This window comes from Streptomyces callyspongiae, from assembly GCF_047200695.1.
Taxonomy (GTDB): domain Bacteria; phylum Actinomycetota; class Actinomycetes; order Streptomycetales; family Streptomycetaceae; genus Streptomyces.
The window spans coordinates 46,541-65,163 of the sequence record NZ_JBJZOM010000006.1 but is presented as its reverse complement, the minus strand read 5'-3'; the positions used below and the strand labels follow the sequence as shown (position 1 = coordinate 65,163).

General features: G+C 70.0%; 20 protein-coding genes. 10 read left to right on the top strand and 10 right to left on the bottom strand.

The window, feature by feature from the left end; genetic code table 11:
* Positions 1-26: 26 nt before the first annotated feature.
* Positions 27-449 carry a hypothetical protein gene (locus ACL06G_RS07265; RefSeq protein ID WP_412784468.1) on the top strand — a complete coding sequence of 141 codons (423 nt, stop codon included), beginning with the start codon at positions 27-29 and terminating at the stop codon, positions 447-449.
* A 15-nt stretch (positions 450-464) separates the two neighbouring features.
* On the opposite strand, the gene ACL06G_RS07260 is transcribed toward ACL06G_RS07265, so the two are convergent.
* The 5 genes from ACL06G_RS07260 to ACL06G_RS07240 form a co-directional block, all read right to left on the bottom strand.
* Positions 465-1,445: an RNA polymerase sigma factor SigF gene (locus ACL06G_RS07260; protein WP_412784467.1), complete on the bottom strand. Its 981-nt coding sequence runs from the start codon at positions 1,443-1,445 to the stop codon at positions 465-467.
* Entirely contained in the window at positions 1,442-1,855 is a 414-nt protein-coding gene (locus ACL06G_RS07255) for an ATP-binding protein (protein WP_412835598.1), read from the bottom strand. Before ACL06G_RS07255 ends, ACL06G_RS07260 begins: the two co-directional genes overlap by 4 nt.
* Positions 1,856-2,255: 400 nt before the next feature.
* Positions 2,256-3,215, bottom strand: a complete 960-nt coding sequence (locus ACL06G_RS07250; RefSeq protein WP_412784465.1) for a 1-aminocyclopropane-1-carboxylate deaminase/D-cysteine desulfhydrase — start codon at positions 3,213-3,215, stop codon at positions 2,256-2,258.
* Positions 3,216-3,275: 60 nt separating this feature from the next.
* Positions 3,276-3,506 carry a hypothetical protein gene (locus ACL06G_RS07245; protein WP_412784464.1) on the bottom strand — a complete coding sequence of 77 codons (231 nt, stop codon included), beginning with the start codon at positions 3,504-3,506 and terminating at the stop codon, positions 3,276-3,278.
* A 68-nt stretch (positions 3,507-3,574) separates the two neighbouring features.
* Positions 3,575-4,465 (bottom strand): LysR family transcriptional regulator, encoded by an 891-nt coding sequence (locus ACL06G_RS07240; protein WP_412784463.1) that lies wholly within the window; start codon positions 4,463-4,465, stop codon positions 3,575-3,577.
* Positions 4,466-4,535: 70 nt separating this feature from the next.
* On the opposite strand from ACL06G_RS07240, the gene ACL06G_RS07235 reads away from it, so the two are divergent.
* Entirely contained in the window at positions 4,536-5,471 is a 936-nt protein-coding gene (locus tag ACL06G_RS07235; protein WP_412784462.1) for an EamA family transporter, read from the top strand.
* A gap of 73 nt (positions 5,472-5,544) precedes the next feature.
* Positions 5,545-6,762, top strand: coding sequence for a methyltransferase (locus ACL06G_RS07230; protein ID WP_412784461.1), 1,218 nt, complete (start codon positions 5,545-5,547; stop codon positions 6,760-6,762).
* 90 nt (positions 6,763-6,852) lie between these two features.
* Here the strand turns inward: ACL06G_RS07230 and snpA are convergent, their stop codons facing one another.
* Positions 6,853-7,509 (bottom strand): snapalysin, encoded by a 657-nt coding sequence (gene snpA / locus ACL06G_RS07225; protein ID WP_412784460.1) that lies wholly within the window; start codon positions 7,507-7,509, stop codon positions 6,853-6,855.
* A gap of 245 nt (positions 7,510-7,754) precedes the next feature.
* Between snpA and ACL06G_RS07220 the strand changes: the two genes are divergently transcribed.
* The 4 genes from ACL06G_RS07220 (at position 7,755) to ACL06G_RS07205 (ending at position 12,268) form a co-directional block, all read left to right on the top strand.
* Entirely contained in the window at positions 7,755-8,717 is a 963-nt protein-coding gene (locus ACL06G_RS07220) for a LysR family transcriptional regulator (protein ID WP_412784459.1), read from the top strand.
* A 1,120-nt stretch (positions 8,718-9,837) separates the two neighbouring features.
* Positions 9,838-10,428 (top strand): hypothetical protein, encoded by a 591-nt coding sequence (locus ACL06G_RS07215; protein ID WP_412784458.1) that lies wholly within the window; start codon positions 9,838-9,840, stop codon positions 10,426-10,428.
* Between the two features lie 964 nt (positions 10,429-11,392).
* Positions 11,393-11,554, top strand: coding sequence for a hypothetical protein (locus ACL06G_RS07210; RefSeq protein WP_412784457.1), 162 nt, complete (start codon positions 11,393-11,395; stop codon positions 11,552-11,554).
* Between the two features lie 420 nt (positions 11,555-11,974).
* On the top strand, positions 11,975-12,268 hold the full coding sequence (locus tag ACL06G_RS07205; protein ID WP_412784456.1) for a hypothetical protein: 294 nt from the start codon (positions 11,975-11,977) through the stop codon (positions 12,266-12,268).
* Between the two features lie 206 nt (positions 12,269-12,474).
* On the opposite strand, the gene ACL06G_RS07200 is transcribed toward ACL06G_RS07205, so the two are convergent.
* Both ACL06G_RS07200 and sodN read right to left on the bottom strand, forming a co-directional pair.
* Complete coding sequence (locus ACL06G_RS07200) at positions 12,475-13,125, bottom strand: SMI1/KNR4 family protein (protein ID WP_412784455.1); 651 nt, start codon at positions 13,123-13,125, stop codon at positions 12,475-12,477.
* A 353-nt stretch (positions 13,126-13,478) separates the two neighbouring features.
* Positions 13,479-13,874, bottom strand: a complete 396-nt coding sequence (sodN, locus tag ACL06G_RS07195) for a superoxide dismutase, Ni (RefSeq protein ID WP_412784454.1) — start codon at positions 13,872-13,874, stop codon at positions 13,479-13,481.
* 152 nt (positions 13,875-14,026) lie between these two features.
* Here sodN and sodX point away from each other — a divergent pair, with 152 nt between their 5' ends.
* Complete coding sequence (sodX, locus tag ACL06G_RS07190) at positions 14,027-14,497, top strand: nickel-type superoxide dismutase maturation protease (RefSeq protein ID WP_412784453.1); 471 nt, start codon at positions 14,027-14,029, stop codon at positions 14,495-14,497.
* Here the strand turns inward: sodX and ACL06G_RS07185 are convergent.
* Positions 14,407-15,030: a CGNR zinc finger domain-containing protein gene (locus tag ACL06G_RS07185; RefSeq protein WP_412784452.1), complete on the bottom strand. Its 624-nt coding sequence runs from the start codon at positions 15,028-15,030 to the stop codon at positions 14,407-14,409. The two genes, sodX and ACL06G_RS07185, sit on opposite strands and share 91 nt — an antisense overlap.
* A gap of 84 nt (positions 15,031-15,114) precedes the next feature.
* Here ACL06G_RS07185 and ACL06G_RS07180 point away from each other — a divergent pair, with 84 nt between their 5' ends.
* The gene (locus tag ACL06G_RS07180; protein WP_412835597.1) at positions 15,115-15,915 is read left to right on the top strand and encodes a class I SAM-dependent methyltransferase; all 801 of its coding nucleotides are present in this window, start codon (positions 15,115-15,117) and stop codon (positions 15,913-15,915) included.
* A gap of 87 nt (positions 15,916-16,002) precedes the next feature.
* Here the strand turns inward: ACL06G_RS07180 and ACL06G_RS07175 are convergent, their stop codons facing one another.
* Complete coding sequence (locus tag ACL06G_RS07175; RefSeq protein ID WP_412784450.1) at positions 16,003-17,199, bottom strand: NAD(P)-dependent malic enzyme; 1,197 nt, start codon at positions 17,197-17,199, stop codon at positions 16,003-16,005.
* 444 nt (positions 17,200-17,643) lie between these two features.
* On the opposite strand from ACL06G_RS07175, the gene ACL06G_RS07170 reads away from it, so the two are divergent.
* Complete coding sequence (locus ACL06G_RS07170; protein ID WP_412835596.1) at positions 17,644-18,597, top strand: ABC transporter substrate-binding protein; 954 nt, start codon at positions 17,644-17,646, stop codon at positions 18,595-18,597.
* Positions 18,598-18,623 lie beyond the last annotated feature (26 nt).

Here is an 18,623-nt window from a genome sequence, read left to right as displayed (position 1 = left end):
CGCGGAGCCCGGGCTACCCTGCAGGGGTGAGTGACCTGAGTGACGAGACCCCCGACGCCTCCCGCCCGGTCCGCCTCGCTGTCGCGGCGGTGCTGACCGCTGCCGAGGGGGCGGTGATCGCCGGCTTCGGCCTGGTGTCCCTGGTGATGGTCTTCACGGGAAAGCCCGACGGCCTCGTGCAGGCACTGACCATGGCTCTCACTGTCCTGGCACTCGCCGCGCTGCCGCTCGCGGCGGCGCACGGCATCCGGCAGCGCCGCCGGTGGAGCCGCGGCCCGGCCCTCATCACGCAGCTGCTGGCCCTGCCCGTCGGCTGGCAGATGGCCCAGAACGGCGGGCCGTGGGTCGCGGGCGGAGTGGTGATCGGCCTGGCGGCGCTGGTCGTGCTCGGCGCGCTCGTCACCCCCACCGCGGCCGCCGCGCTGGGGATCGGCCCGCGCGACGCGTGACCCGCCGCGCCCGGCTCACTCCTCCACGAGCAGGCGGTCCCGCAGCTGGGCGAGGGTCCGTGCCAGCAGCCGGGAGACGTGCATCTGCGAGATGCCGACCTCCTGCGCGATCTGCGACTGGGTCATGTTGCCGAAGAAGCGCAGCAACAGGATCTTCTTCTCCCGCGGGGGCAGTTCCTCCAGCAGCGGCTTGAGGGACTCCCGGTACTCCACACCCTCCAGGGCGTCGTCCTCGGCCCCGAGGGTGTCGGCTACCGCCGGGGACTCGTCGTCGGTGTCGGGAACGTCCAGCGACAGCGTGCTGTAGGCGTTCGCCGACTCCAGGCCCTCGAGGACCTCCTCCTCCGAGATTGACAACCGCTGGGCCAGTTCGTGGACGGTCGGAGCCCGGCCGTGCCGCTGCGAGAGCTCGGCGGTCGCCGACGTCAGGGACAGCCGCAGCTCCTGCAGGCGGCGCGGCACCCGTACCGCCCAGCCCTTGTCGCGGAAGTGCCGCTTGATCTCGCCGACCACGGTCGGGGTGGCGTAGGTGGAGAACTCCACCCCACGGTCGGGATCGAAGCGGTCGACCGATTTGATCAGGCCGATCGTCGCGACCTGCGTGAGGTCGTCCAGCGGCTCGCCGCGGTTGCGGAAGCGCCGCGCCAGGTGCTCCACGAGCGGCAGATGCATCTGCACCAGCCGGTTGCGCAGCTCCGCGTGGCCGGGCGAACCGTCCGGCAGCCCCCGCAGCTCTCGGAAGAGGTCGCGCGCGGCGTTGCGGTCCGCGGCACCGTGTCCGCGCCCGCCGGCCGGGGGGCCGGCGGTCCCGCCCTGCCGCACCTGCGCTTCCTGCCCGTCGTCTTCCATCGAGTCCGCCTGCTCCGCCTGATCCGACTGCCCGGGGCCGACCCGGTCGTCCCCTTCCGGGTGCGGGCGGGCGTGCTGCTCGGGAATGCCCGGACCGGCCGCCTGCCGGCGGCCCGCCCATGCCTCTCGTGCCTCGTGCTCCGTCACGACGGATCCGGCCCCGTACCGCGCTGCTTGCGCAGGCTGATGCTCACGGTGCGCTCCTCCGACACGGTCGAGTCGACCTCGCCCGCGAGGGCGGCCAGCACGGTCCAGGCGAACGTGTCCCGCTCGGGCGCCCGGCCGTCGGTGGTGGGTGCGGAGACCGTGACCCGCAGCGATTCGCCGATCAACTCGAACACACAGCTGAGCACCGAGCCCGGCACGGCCTGCTGCAGCAGGATCGCGCACGCCTCGTCGACCGCGATCCGCAGATCCTCGATCTCGTCCAGGGTGAAGTCCAAGCGGGCCGCGAGGCCGGCCGTGGCGGTACGCAGCACGGACAGGTAGGCGCCCGCAGCGGGCAGCCGTACCTCCACGAAGTCCTTGTCTCCGGGCTCGCCTGCGATCTGGGACACCCTCACCTCCAAGGTGGCACAAGCCGGTTGGGCTCGTTTTCCGTGACCAGGGCGGCGGTGCGGCCACTCGGCGCAATGCCGGTGCCGAGCGCGACGGACCGTCGTACTGGAGCCTTCGACTGCGACGCTATCGCGATCCACCTCGGGATGTCGCCCGGACGATACCCTCGGTGCCACTCGGACGCCACAGCGGAGCATCACTCATGGTAAACACGCGGGCACGGCGCGTCGCCAGGGGGTCGAGGGTCCAAATGCCGGATCGTGACACTGTGTTGGTGTCCTCTGTGACGGATGGTGCGTACGGTGCGGCCGGGAAGCTGGCCACGACACTGGGTGAACGTTCCGGGCCCGCCCAAACTTCCCCGGTACCGCAGGGAAACACGTACGGTTCCGTCGGCCGTCACCCGTCGTGAGCGGGTGCCGCCTCCGCGCCGACCCCCGTGATCACCGCCGTCACCGTGCTGCCCCGCGGGAAGGCGCCCTCCGCCGCGAGCGCGGTCAGCCCGAACAGCAGCTTCGCCACGTACACCGGTTCCGTCCGCGGCAGGGCGTGCCGCCGGGAGAAGTCCTCGGCGAAAGCGGTCAGCTCCGGCGTGGTACGGGCGTAGCCGCCGCAGTGGAACCGGTCGGTCAGCCGCCAGTCGCCGCGACGCCCGCCGAACGCGGTGCGCTGCAGCCACTCGACCTCGCCGGCGAGGAAACCGCCGCGCAGCACCGGCACCCCCAGGGCGTACGCACCCTCGCCGAGCCCCGCAGCCAGTCCGGCCAGCGTCCCGCCGGTACCGCAGGCCACGGCAGCCACATCCGTCCGCCCGCGCAGTTCGCGCCCCAGGCCCGTGCAGCCGCGGACGGCAGCCGCGTTGCTGCCCCCCTCCGGGACGGGCAGGAAATCCCCGAACCTCCGCCGCAGCCCCGCCGTCCACCCCGGATCGCTGCGGCGCCGGTAGGCGGAGCGCGACACGAAGTGCAGCCGCATGCCGTCCGCGACGCACCGGGCCAGCGTCGGGTTCAGCGGCCGGTCGGCGAGCTCCTCGCCCCGGACCACCCCCACGGTCTCCAGCCCCAGCAGGCGCCCGGCCGCCGCGGTCGCCCGCAGGTGGTGCGAGTAGGCACCGCCGAACGTGAGCAGCGTGCGCGGGCCGCCCTCGACCGCGTGCCGGAGGTTCGGCAGCAGCTTCCGCCACTTGTTCCCCGGGATCTCCGGATGGATCAGGTCGTCCCGCTTGAGCAGCAGCCGCACGTCCCGCCGCGCGAAGCGTTCGTCCGCCACCTCCGTCAGCGGCGACGGCAGCCGCGCCGCAGACCACAGGGCCCGCAGAGCGGCAGCGGGCGGGTCCGAATCCGGGGCGTGCGACGTCACCCCGCCATTCTCCACCGCCGCGGTGCCGTCAGGGACAGCGGCCGCGGGCGGCCGCCGCGGTCAGTCCAGCGCCCCCTTGCCGTGCCGGGCGACGTGGTCCTCCACCGCGCCGAGCGCGCGCTGCACGTCCTCCGGGGACCCCGTACCGTGCTGCTCCGCGTAGTAGGCGGCGCCGAGGCGTCGCACCAGGTCGTGGCCCGCGCGCTGCGCCTGGACCTCCTCCACCTTCTCCCTGCCCTGCGCGATGCCGCGCTGCGCCTGCTCCTTGGCCCGGTCGAGGAACCCTGCCATCGTGTGCCTCCCGTTGTGCTGATCGGCTTCGCGGGCGCGACGCCCGCAACCGGTGAACGCATACCCGATCAGTCCGGTTCCTCCCGCGCTGCGCCCGAAACGTCCGCGGCCAGATTCACCAGGGCCGCGATCGCGGGATGCGCGGGCGCGTCACGCCACACCAGCCGGACGGGCACCGGGGCGGCATCGGCCAGCGGGCGGTACGCCACGCCGGGGTGCGGATGCATCTCGGCCGTCGCGCTGGTCGAGGCACCGACCGCCCGGCCCGCGGCGATCGCGCCGAGCCAGTCGTCGGTGTTGGCCACCTCCACCACCTGTGCCGGATCCGGTCGCCGTTCCTCGGGCCACAGCGCGAGCGTGGTCAGCCCGGAGACGGTGTTCAGCGCCACCGGGTACTCCGCCAGATCCGCCAGCGTCAGCGGCTCCTCCCGCGCGGCGAGCTCCCCGTCCGCCCGCACCGCCGCCACGCGCGCCTCGTCCGGCAGTCGGCGGGAGCGCAGCCGGCCGGCGGCCTCCGGAGGCAGCGGGCCGCGCAGCAGCGCCACGTCGACCCTGCCGCTCAGCAGACCCGCGCTGCGGTCGTCGATGCGCAGCAGCTCCAGCGGAGTGTCGGGGTGCTCCTCCTGCCAGCGCCGGAGCAGCGGCGTCGTCCAGCGCCCCAGCGCCGACCAGGCGTGTCCCAGCCGCAGCGGCCAGTCGGCCACCCGCGCGGGATCGAGGGCGTCGTCCACGGCGGCCAGCGCCACGGCGGCCTTGTCGCGGAAGGTGCGCCCCTCGGCCGTGAGACCCAGGTGGTGCGTCGTGCGGTCCACCAGGCGCACCCCCAGATGGGCCTCCAGCTGCGCGAGGGTGCGAGAGAGCGCCGGCTGCCCCACATGGAGCGCCGCGGCGGCGTGCGTGATGCTCCCGGCGTCGGCGATGGCGAGGAACGCGCGCAGATGACGCAACTCGACGGTCATGTCTGCCGAGCATAGCCATCGGCGGAACGGCATTTCACGGGCCGCCGCAGGCGCTTCTAGCGTGGACGTCATGCGCCAGAACACTCGCACGGCCGCACAGCCCCCCGGCGCCGCCGGAACCCCTGCCGCGCCGGGCGGCACCCCGCCGCCCGGCCCGGTCCGCGGCGGCCGGATCGGCGCGGTCGGCCTGGTGTGCGCCGGCGCCCTGTCGCTGCAGTTCGGTTCCGCCGTGGCCGCGCTCATCTTCCCCAGGGTGGGCGCCCTCGGCGTGGTGGCGCTGCGACTGGTGTTCTCCGCGGCGCTCCTGCTCGCCGTCTGCCGCCCCCGGCTGCGCGGGCACTCGCGCACCGACTGGGCGACGGTCGTGGGCCTCGGCGTGGCGCTCGGCACCATGAACACGCTCTTCTACCAGGCCATCGAGCGCATCCCGCTCGGCGCCACCGTCACCCTCGAACTCCTCGGCCCCCTGACGCTCTCGGTCGTCGCCTCGCGTCGCGCGCTCAGCGTGCTGTGGGCGGGACTCGCGCTCGGAGGCGTGTACCTGCTGGGCAACAGCGGCTTCGACGAGCTGAACGCCCCCGGCGTGGCCTTCGCCCTGGCAGCGGGCGGGACATGGGCGGCCTACATCGTCTACAACGCCCGCACGGGAGCCCGGTTCCCGAAGGCGGACGGACTCGCCATCGCCATGGCGGTCGCCGCCTGCGTCAGCGCCCCGCTGGGCATCGCCAGCGGGGGCAGTGCCCTGCTCGACCCCGTCACCCTCGCGCTGGGGGCCGGCGTGGCCGTGCTGTCCTCCGGGGTGCCCTACACCCTGGAGATGTTCGCGCTGCGGACGCTCCCCCAGTCGACGTTCGCGGTCCTGATGAGCCTGATGCCCGTGGCCGCCTCCGCCGCCGGATTCCTGGTCCTCGGGCAGCGCATGGGGCCGGTGCAGCTCGTCGCGGTAGCCCTGGTGATCGCCGCCAGCGTCGGCGCGGTCCGCACCTCCTCGCACACCGCGGGATGACACACCTCCCGCGGCAGCCCTCCGTCGCCGGGCCCCGCGCCGCGCCGACCCGGCGCCGCCGTACCCTGACGGTGTGAACGAACGCCCCACGGTCCGCTGGACCGAGAACGGCGAACCGCGGTCCGCCTGGTGGCGTTCCGAGAACGGTGCCCGCGTGCCGCAGCGCGTGGTGATCGCCGACGACCGTACGAAGGCCGACGTCGCCCACAAGCTTGCCTGCGAGGGGACAGCCCTGCTGTGGCGCGGCGACTACCACCAGGCCCGGACGCTCCTCGCGGCGCTCGCCCGCCGCGTCGACCGGCCGCCCCGCAGGTCCCGCCGCCGTACGGAGGCTCCCGCCGACACCGCGCCCGCCGCGTCCTTCCACCGGCACCGCGCTCGGCAGGCCCAACGCGCCCGCATCCTCGGCATGCTGCTGGTCCCCCTCGACGCCACCGACGGCCGGTACACCGTCCCGCTGCGCCGCGCCCCCGACGTGGCCGGCGCCTGCGAGGACGCCTACGGCGCGCCCGACCCGGACGGCACCTCCTCCCTCGTCGCGCTGCGGGAACTGCTCGGCCTCGTCGGAGCGTACGAGTGGCGCCGCAAGGGCGTGCGGGTTCCTGCGCTGGACGGGGACCGCGTGCACCCGCGCCACGGAGTCTTCTCCCCGGCCCGCGGCGAGTACGTCGACCTGGTCGCCGACGCCCCGTTGCCGCCGGGAGCGGAGGAACTGGCCTACGACATCGGAACCGGCACCGGGGTGCTGGCCGCCGTGCTCGCCCGGCGCGGCGTCCGGCGCGTCGTCGCCACCGACACCGACCCCCGCGCGCTCGACTGCGCCCGGCAGAACCTGGCCCGACTCGCCCCGCCCGGCGCCGTCGACGTGGTGCGGGCCGACCTCTTCCCGGACCCCGGACCGGAAGCCTCCGCCCCGGCGCGGGCGCCGCTGGTGGTGTGCAACCCGCCCTGGCTGCCCGCCAGACCGACCTCGCCGGTCGAGCGCGCCGTCTACGATCCGGGCAGCGCGATGCTCCGGGCGTTCCTCCGCGCACTGCCCGCGCACCTCGCGCCGGACGGCGAGGGCTGGCTGGTCCTCTCCGACCTCGCCGAACGTCTCGGCCTGCGCAGCCGCGAGGAGCTGCTCGACTGGATCGGCGCTGCCGGTCTGCGGGTGCGCGCCCGCCACGACACCCGGCCCGTGCACCCGCGGGCGGCCGACCCCGACGATCCGCTGCACGCGGCCCGTTCGGCCGAGGTGACGTCGCTGTGGCGGCTGGCGCCCGCCGAGCGGCCCGGTGCGGCCGGGTGACGGGTCCGGGCACGGACGAGCGCGAGCCCGCCCCGCAGGAGCGGGACGGGCTCGGCTCGGACGGATCCCGGGACGGACGCAGAACGTCCGTCAGCGGGTCACGGTGGTGAGCTCCGACTTCATCGGGGACAGGCCGTTCGCCCACAGGCTGTCGACCGTGGAGCTCTCGGTCGAGTTCGGGTAGGCGTTGGTGCAGGAGGTGCCGGGGCCACCACCGGACATCAGCTCGCTGCACGGGCCGCTGTAGTGGTCCGGCAGGCCCAGGACGTGACCCGTCTCGTGGGACACGACGCGGGGGGAGTAGTACTGCTGGTTCTGGGCGTAGTCCAGGAATATGTAGCCGCTGCCGTGACCGTCGGTCGAGGCGTAGCTGCCGCGGGAGTCGTTGCCCTCGTAGTAGGCGAAGTCGCCGGAGCCGGAGGTCTCGGCGAGCGTCACGTTGCTGACGGAGGAGTTCCAGATCGAGGTGCTCTGCGCGATCTCGCTCTGGAACGACGGGGCGTTCGAGTCGTTGTAGTAGACCGTGACGGCCTGGAAGCCGGGCTCCTCGGCCTGGCGCTCCTTGACCTTCGCCCAGACGGCGTCGAAGAAGGCCTGGTTCTGGGCCTGCTCGGCCTTGCTGGCACCCTCGTAGGCCGCGACGACAGTGCCGTCCGCCTGGGAGGCCGAGGCCGGGGCGGCGGCCAGACCGGCCACTGCGAGTCCGAGGCCGGCGGTTGCGGAGAGGATGGTCCTGAAGTGTCTCATGGGGGGTTCCCTCCAGATCGTCCGTGGACCCGTCCGGCGTACGCGTGGGGCGTGTGGGGGGACGCCATTCGGATCCCGCAGAAGAACGTGCGGTCTCCGAGAGTGTGCGCTGCCTCACCCTGCGCCGGGGAAGATGGCATCCCCTGATAGGACCGGCGTATCGCCCCTGAACTGGAGACGTGACATTGTCATGTCTCTGGCGTAGCGGGAGAGCGGCTGGTTATGCTCCCGACGTGGAGCTCGAGGTGAGACATCTTCGTGCGGTGTGCGCTATCGCTGACCACGGGAGCGTGCACAAGGCCGCGCGGCAACTGGGGGTCACGCAGCCGTCTCTGACGACACAGCTCGCCCGTATCGAGCGAGCCCTCGGCGGGCGGCTCTTCACGCGTGAGCGCACCGGAAGCCGCCCCACACCGCTCGGACTCTCCGTACTCAGCCGCGCCCGGCCCATCGTCGCCGAGATGAGCGCCCTCATCACCGACGCACGCGATGCCCTCGGGCTCGGCGGCGGCACCCGGCTCCGCATCGGCAGCACGCACAACAGAGCCGTACCGGGCTGGTTGCGGCGGCTGCGGCTCCGGCTGCCCGACACCGACACCACCATCCGCACCGACCTTTCCCCGGCCACCCTGCTCCAGATGGTCGCCGACCGCCAGCTCGACGTGGCGTTCGTGCACGAGGTCACCGGCTGCCCGCTGGAGATGCCCGAAGGGCTGGAGCAGCGCGATCTGATGGACAGGGAACCGCAGTTCGTGGCACTCCCCGCGGGGCATCCGGCGGCGGGGCAGGAAGAGGTCGCCCTCCGGGATCTCGCCGAGGACCGCTGGATGGTCGACCCGAACGTGGACGGCGAATGGGCCGGACTGCGCCGCATCTTCACCGAGGCGGGGCTCGAACTGCGCGTGGCGCACGGCGACTACCTCACCGGTGCGGACCTGGTCGCCGCGGGCGAGGTCGTCGCGCCTGTCCAGCCCACCTCGCGCGCCCGCCCGGGCATGGTCGTCCGGCCCCTGGCCGGAGATCCGCTGACAGTGCGTCTGCTCATGGCCACCCGTGCCGCCGGCTCCGGGCGGTCGGGCGGCACGGACTTCGACGCGGCCTTCGCCGACCTCGAGGAGGCGTACCGCGAGGTCGCCTGGGGCGCACCCGCCTACCGGCAGTGGCTCCTCCACCACCACAGCCCACTGTTGCAGGTCCCCGCGGCCTGAGAAGCGGCACGCCCTGAGCTTCGGTGGCGGGGAAGCAAGGACGGCAGTCGGGGAAGGTGACTGTGTCCTTTCCGGACTCGCGCGGCGAAGAACCGCTCAGTAGGGTGACGCGTGCCATTCGCACGATGGCAGAGCGTCACTGTGACGAGCCGTCACAGGGAGAGTTGAGGGGGGCCGGGATGAGCACGAGTGACGTCGAGACAGTCGCGGGAGCCGGAGGTGCGGGAGGCAGCTCCGCATGGCGGCGGTCGGGTGTCGGCACAAGTCCACACGCTGAGAAGTAGATCGAAAGATCAGTGGTTCCGGTGCGGAAGATGATTGCCTCTGTGTCTCTTGCGCTCGTCGCCTGTCTGATGTCCGGGTGCACGACTTCCTCGTCGAACCAGGATCACCATGGCGAGCCGAAGGCGTACAAGCTTCCGGAAAACCTTTGCGGTGTACAGGTTGAACGCGAAGTGTACCGAAACTTGCTGCCCGAGCCAACCAGTCCGCCGTTCGTAGAGGCGTACTCGAACGGTGACTTTTCTACTTTGACCTACAGCTCGGAAGCGGGTTGCAACGTGGCTGTCAACCGGGTGAATGACATCAACGTCACTGTTCGTATGTCAAAGAATGGTTCGTCGAGCAGGCAAGAATTGAAGGAGCTTGCGCATGGCTCCCCAAAAGCTCGATGGGTGGAAGACGGAGATGTGAAGGGGTTTGCAGCCCCTGATCGGTCACTCGTTTACGTACCCTGTTCTCTGGCGTGAGATTCTGGCATCGGATTTTCTGTCTGGGTGACGAGTGGTGCAGATACATATGCTCGAGACTCCCTTGGGCGTGCTTCGGGAAATTTGGCGGCAAGCGTGGCCAAAGATATTGCTCATCGCATACTTAGATGCGGCAACGACCCCGTCATTGCGACACCTCTTCGCCTCCAGGGGCTTCTTTGGAAGAGTTGACAGCAAGGCATTGTGGGTCGTCTTGATGAACGCACGAGGGGCGGTAGGCAGGTGCGAGTGCGTGCAGGAGAGAAGAAGGCGCGGAGCATGGTGATGCTGTTCGCGTCTCGGCAAGAACCGGGAGAGGTCGGATCGTGAAGTCCTGGAACAGTGCAGCGAGGTGCGCTACTCCAAGTTTGATGACCATCCTGGCCGTGCTGGCCTCAGGGTGTGCTGCCGAGGGTAAGAGTGAGCGAGAAGTTCACGCGCTACCCAAGACTCTCTGTGAGACTCGCGTTGAGAGGCAAGTGTTCAAGGATCTTCTGCCGAAGCCGAAGGACTCGCCGATCGTATACACGGGAGCCTACGGAAAGCTGTCCGAGCTGGATTCGATCTGGGAGGGCGGGTGTCGCATAACCGTCAACCGGGTGCACGGTCTGGATATCAAGTCCTACGTGACCGTCGAGGACCTACCGAACCGCAAGGGGTTTGCCAACCTGGCGTTCCAGGCTCCTCGGGCGCGATGGGTGAAGCAGGGAGATGTCCAGGGCTTCGCAGCGCCCAACAGATCTTACATCTGGGTGCCCTGTGCAACGGCGGAATACTCTTTCCTGCACTTCGTCGTCCGCGTGGAGAGCCGCAGCATCGACAAGCAGGGCAGCAGGCGTCTGGCGCGCGTGTCCGGGGGAGTGGCGACTGCCGTCGCGAGCTACCTGTCGCAGGACGTCATGCACTGCAAGAACGAACCCGAGATTCCTGCTTCACCTCATCTGGGGGAACTTGTCCGGTAGGGGAAGTGTGGGCGAGTCCTGGGCCCGGCGCACGATCCGCCCGCCCAAACTGGCGCGCAGATCGGCGGCATAATGGACAGAGCTCGCGCTGAGGCGCTTCTTGATGGAGAAATCAAGAAAGCTGAAGAATTCAATGCAGATGTTCAACAGGTTAGTGGGTGCGTCGAAACGGGTGTTGGTCTTGTGACTGGGCGGATACCCGTGGGTGGCGATCTGGTGTCAGCTGGAATCGGCGAACTGTAAAGTAGCATTGTTGAGAGTATTACGCGGGATCGCATGGAAGAGGCGCAAATAAAAGGTCACTACGAGGCTGACAAATTGCACGACTCCAGGAAAGTGAGATGGAGAGTTTCATGGGTGATGCCGTGTGCCGTGCAGCGGAAGGGGTGAAATGGAATCCGAATGAGCTTAAAGGATTCGATAGTTCCGCGCGTTCGGGTGCCACATCTGGATTCTGCGCCGGGGCGGTAGTCACGGGAGTTGGATCATGAATTATCGAAAAGAAGTGTGGAAGCGACGGTCGATCCCCGGTTGCGTCGCTGCTCTGGTATTCGTGGTCTCGGGGTGCGGCGGCGATTCTAATGGTGGGCGAGAAGTTTACACGTTGCCCAAAACTCTCTGCGAGACTCCTATTGAGAGGCAAGTATTCAAGGACCTGCTTCCGCGCCCGAATGACTCGCCGATCGTATACACGGGAGCCTACGGAAAGCTGTCCGAGCTGGATTCGATCTGGGAGGGCGGGTGTCGCATAACCGTCAACCGGGTGCACTACTTGGACGTGTCTTCCTATGTGACCAGCGAGAAGATGCCGAATTCCAAGGGGTTCTCCAACTTGGCTTGGAACGCCCCGCAGGCGCGGTGGGTGAAGCAGGGCGATGTTCGGGGATTTGCGGCTCCTAATAGCTCCGTCATCGGGGTTCCCTGCGCAACGGCGGAGTACTCGTTCACTCGTTTCATCGTCCGCGTGAAGAGTCCCAGCATCGACAAGCAGGGCAGCAGGCGTCTGGCGCGCGTGTCCGGGAGAGTGGCGACTGCCGTCGCGAGCTACCTGTCGCAGGACGTCATGCACTGCAAGAACGAACCCGAGATTCCTGCTTCGCCCCACTTGGGAGAACTCGTCCGGTAAGAGGGAAGCGTGCGCCAGTCCTGGGGCCGGCGCACGATCCGCCCGCCCCGGGACACCGGCCGGTCGTACTCCGTCGCACACGACCGCACCGGCCCGCGGGGCGCCGCCGGCGGCGGTGTGGGTGGCGTGGTAGCCCTGCTGTCCGGTGCCGTCGGCGGTGGTCCAGGTGCCGGTGGCAGAGGTGTCTGGGTGTAAGAGTTGTCGACAAGATGGCCCTCACCGGCGATCTCAACACATCATTTGGCGAGGTAAGCGTGCAGGGGGACACAGCTGCTGATCTCCTGGGCTACGCCTCGGGCAACCTGACTCAGTTCCAGAAAAATAAGTCAACGGCGGGCCAGAATATTACGGAACCAGCGCTGCGCAGCAGTATGGACAGCTCGCCGTCGACAGACAAGGGATGCTGGAGGGACTGATCCGATGACCGTGACAAAGGTGTCCTCCGTCGCCAAGTCCTGTGGTGCGGCAGTACTCTATATCGTGGCGGCGTTTCTCGCGTTGTTCAGCTTCGCCATGACGGTTGAGGCAGACAATCCTGCGGCATTCCCTGGGCGGCGGGATAACGATGGCGCCTATGTGGCGCTGGTCTTTGTCGGCATCGCCGCGCTTTCGGCGGGGGTGGCCGTGACGGCGCTCTCCCGGCGCCTTCTGTCCAAAGTTGTCTGTGCAGCGGTCATCCTGGCGTGCGTCTACCGGGTGGTCACCGCTGTCTAAAAGGGACGACGAACTACGCCGAAGCCCTGCCCCGGCTTGGCGAGGCTCAACAGGTCGTCCGCCGAGGGTGTTTTGGGCCGCGACCCGGGGGTTCGAACATCTTGATCGGCTACGCCACTCGGCCGGACACCACCTGAGCGATGGCGCCTGTCATCCGTATCGACGTCGTTCTTCGGCTCCGGCTGGCACGGGCGTGTGAACCTCTGCTACAGGTCCGTGAGGTGCTGCATGCCTTCTTTGAAGCCGGTCCGAGCGTTGACCCAGTCCAGGCCACCTTGAATCAGGACTGGCATCTCGCGGGTGTCTTCGGTGCCATCCGGTTTGCGCAGGCAGCGGCACTCTTCCAGAGCCGTGGCGGTGGCTTCCAGCCAACCCGCGAGCGGCCAGCCGTCAGTGTCGAAGGGCACAGGTTCGCTCTCTTGGTCGACCGCCCAGGTGCCGAGATTCCCGTAGGTGGGCTCGTCTTTACGGGCATCAAGGTACAAGCCGTACCAGCCGTCGCCGGGGTTGCACGCGATGGGGATCAGGCCGGGCTCACGCTCCCATTCCTGAACGTGTGTCAGGTAGAAGCCGGTGACTTCTTCCAGTCTGAGCCATGTCCGGTGCATCGGAAGCCAGCCAGTGACCGCCCACTCTTCGATCTCGTCCTCGGGGCTCGACCCCATAGCGCCGTCGTGGAGTTGGTACCAGGCCCGCAGTACCGGGGGCAGGCTCACTCCGATCTCGTCTTCAGCAGCCGTGATTTGCTCATCACTTGCGGGCGGGCGCAGCAGAGCGGCGGATGCCGGAGCGTACTCGAGCAGCCAGGACTCAATCCGTCCCCACGCCGCCTGCAGGCGTTGCACATCGTCAATCATGTAGGGCGAACCGCCCCGGGTGGGTTGGAGGCTCTAGGTTGACTGTGACCTGGGGTTTTGTGGTTGTCAGGCGGTAGGTGGTTTCGTATTCGGCTGGCGGGACGTGGCCTGGGGGATAGTCGTCACACGACGCCACGTCGCCCGAGCACGTCCGGTAAGAGGGAAGTGTGGGCGAGTCCTGGGCCCGGCGCACGATCCCCCGCCCCGGGACACCGGCCGGCCGCACGCGCCGTACTCCGCCGCACACGACCGCACCCGGCCCGCGGGGCGCCGAACACGGTGCCCCGGCGGACCGGGTGCGGACGTGACGTACGGTGCCGAGTCGGACGTGGCACCGAGGGGCTGATCCAGGGTCAGCCCTTCTTCGTCTCCCAGAAGATCTTGTCGACCTGGGCGATGTAGTCCAGTGCCTTCTGGCCGGTGGCGGGGTCCGTGGACCCCTTCGCGGCGCTGAGGGCCTTCAGGGTGTCGTTCACCAGCTGGTGCAGCTCCGGGTACTTCTCGAAGTGCGGAGGCTTGAAGTAGTCGCTCCACAGCACCGAGATGTGGTGCTTGGCCAGCTCCGCGCGCTCCTCCTTGATGGCGGTGGCGCGGGCACGGTAGTGCGCGTCCTCGTTGGCCTGGTACTTCTCCTGGATGGCCTTGACGGACTCGGCCTCGATGCGGGCCTGGGCGGGGTCGTAGACACCACAGGGCAGGTCGCAGTGGGCGCTGACCTGGACCGTGGGGGCGAACAGGCGGGAAAGCATGAAAGCCGTCCTTCCTCGTGATCGTCTTTCTCGGGTGCGAGGTTACTCGCTGGGCCGGCCGTTTTCGCGTGTGCCCCTGGATGCTTGGATCAAAAGTCCCAGAAGGGGCCACCCGGGGGGTCGGCCCTTCACCCACACATCGGAGGACGGGCATGCCGGAGCGGGCAGGATCACGGACGACGCGGACGGCCGGGGAGTTCCCCGGGCCGCGCGGCCCGCTGCGGCGGTTCGGGCTCGCGGAGGTGTACAACCCGTCGATGCTGCCCACGCTGCGCCCCGGGGACCGGCTCGTGGTGCACTATGGCGGCCGGGTGCGCCCCGGCCACGTCGTCGTGCTGCGGCACCCTCTGCAGCACGATCTGCTCATCGTGAAGCGTCTGGTCGCCCGTCACGGCGCCGCGGGCTGGTGGGTGCAGGGCGACAACCCCGCGGTGCGGAACGACAGCAGGGAGTTCGGCGCGGTGCCCGACGCGATGGTGCTCGCGCGGGCCTGGCTGCGGGTGCGGCCCCGGTGTCCGGCGCCGGGGCGCCGTCAGGGCTCGCTGCTCCCGCTGCTCACCTGGGCGCTCTCCGCGGTGCGGCCTCTCGTGCCCCGGCCGGCGAGCCGCTTCCGCGCGCGGTAGGCGGCGACGTTCGCGCGGGTCGCGCAGCGGTCGGAGCAGTAGCGGCGCGACCGGTTGGTGGAGGTGTCCAGGTAGGCGTTGCGGCACGGGTCGGCCTGGCAGATGCCGAGGCGTTCCACGCCGAACTCGGTGAGGTGGAAGGCCAGTCCCATGCTCGCCATCGCCGCGTAGCCCGCGGTCGCGCTGGCGGCGTGCTCGGCCAGGTGCATGTGCCAGTGGGGACGCCCGTCCTCGCCCCGTTGGTCGTGCCCCGAGATCTGCGGGCTCGTCGGGTACTCCATGAGCAGCGAGTTGAGCAGGTCCACCGCTCGGACCTCGTCGCCCTCCGCCGCCGCCCCGAACACCGCCCGCAGCCGCGTCCGGACCCCGCGCAGCCGCGTCACGTCGCCGTCGGTGGCCCTCCTGGCGAGCTGCAGGCTCGGCCCGAACAGTTCCTGGACCGCCTCGATCGAGGTGAGCACGTCCTCCCCGCGTTCCGGCCGCTCGGTGTTCACCAAGCGCACGGCGTAGTCGGAGTAATAGCTCAATTCCACTTGTGGTCCTTACTTGATGGATCTAAGGTCGAGGAGGTTCGGTAATGGCCGGGCTGGCTTACAGGGTATTACCGGGGAGGACGGATGACGAGCGGAGCGACCGCCGGGCCCGACTGGCAGGCGTGGCAGGACAGCTGGGACCGCCAGCAGGAGTGGTACCTGCCGGACCGTGAGGAACGCTTCCGGGTCATGCTCGACATGACCGAGGCACTCGTCGGCCCCCAGCCCCGGGTCCTCGACCTGGCCTGCGGCACGGGAAGCATCACCGGTCGCGTGCTGCGGCGGTTCCCGGGCGCCCGCACCACCGGCGTGGACCTCGATCCGGCGCTGCTCGCGATCGCCCGCGGCACCTTCGAGGGGGACGAGCGCGCTCGGTTCGTCTCCGCCGACCTCACCGATCCCACCTGGACGGAGAAGCTGCCGCACGGCCCCCACCGCACCCCCGACGGCACCTACGACGTCGTGCTCACCGCGACCGCTCTGCACTGGCTCGACACGGAGGCGCTCGGAGCGCTCTACGGCCGGCTCGCCGGCGTCGTGCGGGAGGGCGGCGCCCTGATGAACGCCGACCGCATGCCGGATCCGGACATCCCGCGCATCGACGCGGCGGAGCGGGCCTACGACCGGGAACGGCGCGACCGGGAGCGGGCCGCGGGTGTGCAGGACTGGGTCGCCTGGTGGCAGGCGGCGGCCGCCGACCCGGTGCTGGCCGGGCCGACGGTCGAGCGTTTTCGGATCTTCGGCGACCCCGCCGCGGGCGACCACGCCGATGGTGAGGTGCAGCCGCTCTCCTGGCACGTGGAGGCTCTGCGCACCGCCGGCTTCGCCGAGGCGCGGGCGGTGTGGGCCTCTCCCTCCGACGCGGTGGTGCTCGGCCTCCGCTGAGCCGGTCCCGCGCCGCACCCTTCCGCCGCCGGACACGCCGGAGGCCGGGGACGCCCCGCACGGCGCGTCCCCGGCCTCCGGCACGGGTCAGACGCGGGCGACGCCCTCCGCGCGGGCGGCGGCGGCCACGGCGGCCGTCACGGCGGGCGCGACGCGCTCGTCGAACGGCGACGGGATGACGCGGTCCGGGCTCAGCTCGTCGGCGACGACGGCGGCGAGCGCCTCCGCAGCCGCGATCTTCATGCCCTCGGTGATCTCCGAGGCGCGGACCTGGAGCGCACCGGCGAAGACGCCGGGGAACGCCAGCACGTTGTTGATCTGGTTCGGGTAGTCGCTGCGGCCGGTGGCCACGACGGAGGCGTACCTGCGGGCCACGTCCGGGTGGATCTCCGGGTTCGGGTTGGCCATGGCGAAGACGAAGGCGTTCTCGGCCATCGTGGCCACCGCTTCCTCGGCGACGGTGCCGCCGCTCACACCGATGAAGACGTCGGCGCCCTTCAGGACGGCCTCCAGCGAACCGGTGTGTCCCGCCTTGTTCGTGAAGCCCGCCAGGTCCCGCTTCGCGGCGTTCAGGTCCTCGCGGCCGGCGGAGACGACACCCTTGCGGTCGCAGACGGAGACGTCACCGATGCCGGCCTCGACCAGGATCTTCGCGATGGCGACGCCTGCGGCGCCGGCGCCGGAGATCACGGCGCGCAGCTCGCCCAGCGCGCGGTCGGCCAGCCGGGCGGCGTTCCGCAGGGCGGCCAGCGTGACGATGGCCGTGCCGTGCTGGTCGTCGTGGAAGACCGGCACGTCCAGCCGTTCCTTCAACTTCCGTTCGATCTCGAAGCAGCGGGGTGCGGAGATGTCCTCCAGGTTGACGCCGCCGAACGACGGCGCCATGCGCACCACGGTCTCCACGATCTCGTCGACGTCGCGGCAGTCGAGGGCGACCGGCACCGCGTCGACCCCGGCGAACTGCTTGAACAGGATGGCCTTGCCCTCCATGACGGGGAGGGAGGCGGACGGGCCGATGTCGCCGAGGCCGAGGACGGCGCTGCCGTCCGTGACCACCGCGACCACCTGCGACCGCCAGGTGTAGTCGTGCACGAGCTCCGGCTGCTCGGCGATCGCGCTGCAGACCTTCGCGACGCCGGGCGTGTAGGCGAGGGACAGGTCGTCCGCGTTGCGGACGGGCACCGTCGAGTGGACGGCCATCTTGCCGCCGCGGTGAAGCGCGAACGCCGGATCGATCATGCTGTCGTCCAGCCCGTCCTGGGGATTGACGATCTCCGCTGCCACTGTGTGGACCCCTTGTTCGTGATGTGTCGAGGGTGGCCGCTCCCTGGTCGAGGGGCGGGCGGGCACCACGTCCGCGGTCGGCCCGCGGGTGGCCGCGACCTGCTGAGACACGGACGCCGGACGCGCCGCACATGCGTCCCGGTCCCCGGGTGAGGGGTGTAGGCGTCCTTTCTACCCGACGGACGACTCCCGGTACGAACCTCTTCCTACGGTGCGTGAGGAAGCTCTCACGCACCTGACACGCCGATTGCGCGGTCCGGTCCCGTACCGTATCCCGACCCGCCTGTGCGGTGGATCGTTCATCCGTTATGTGATTTTGACATCCCGCACCCCGGTGGCCGGGAAGCGAATGGCAAGATTCCACTTCAGTAGCAGAAGTGGCCGGACCGTGACTTCCGTGCGCGCGTTCGCGTCCCGACCCTCACTCGCAGGAGGACCTGGCACATGACCGTTCGCACCACCCGACGCCCCGCAGCAGCCCGCTCCCGCATCGGGACGGCGGGAGCCGTCGCGGTCGCCGGAGCGCTTCTGCTGACCGGTTGCGGAGACCAGACCGAGGGGGCGGCCGGGGAGAGCGGCGACGGCAAGAAGGCCGCCGACACCGGGGCGCCCCTCTACGACGAGCTGCCCAGCAGCATCCAGAAGGCCGGGACCATCAAGGTCGGCTCGGACATCGCCTACGCGCCGGTGGAGTTCGTCGACAAGGACGGCAAGCCGGCCGGGATCGACCCCGATCTCGCCGCCGAGCTGAGCAAGGTCCTCGGCGTCGACCTCGCCTTCCAGAACGGTACGTTCGACCAGCTCATCCTCGGCATGAACTCGGGCCGCTACGACATCGTCATGTCGGCCGTCACCGACACCGAGGAGCGGCAGAAGGGCGTGAGCGAGGACGCCGAGGGCGGCGGCGCCGACTTCGTCGACTACTTCCGCGCCGGCTCGGCACTCCTGGTCGCGAAGGGGAACCCCGAGAAGATCACCACGCTGGACGATCTGTGCGGCAAGACCGTCGCGGCACAGCGCGGCACGGCCAACGAGGCGCTGGTGCGGGAGCAGAACAAGAAGTGCGGGAAGAAGATCGACCCGTTCTTCGCCGACAAGGACACCGACTCCATCACGCAGCTCCAGAACAGCCGTGCGGACGTGGTGGTCACCGATTACCCGGTGGCCGCGTACAACGCCAAGACCTTCGGCGGCGGCGAGCGGTTCGAGGTGGCGGGGGAGCAGATCGACGCCGCTCCGTACGGCATCGCGGTGAGCAAGAAGAACGCGAAGCTGCGGGACGCCGTCCAGGCCGCCATGAACAAGATCATGAAGGACGGCTCCTACGAGAAGGTCATGAAGAAGTGGGACGTGACCAACGGCGCGCTGGACGAGGCGACGATCAACGCCGGCAGCTGACCGTCCGCCCGCCCCGCCGGTGACCG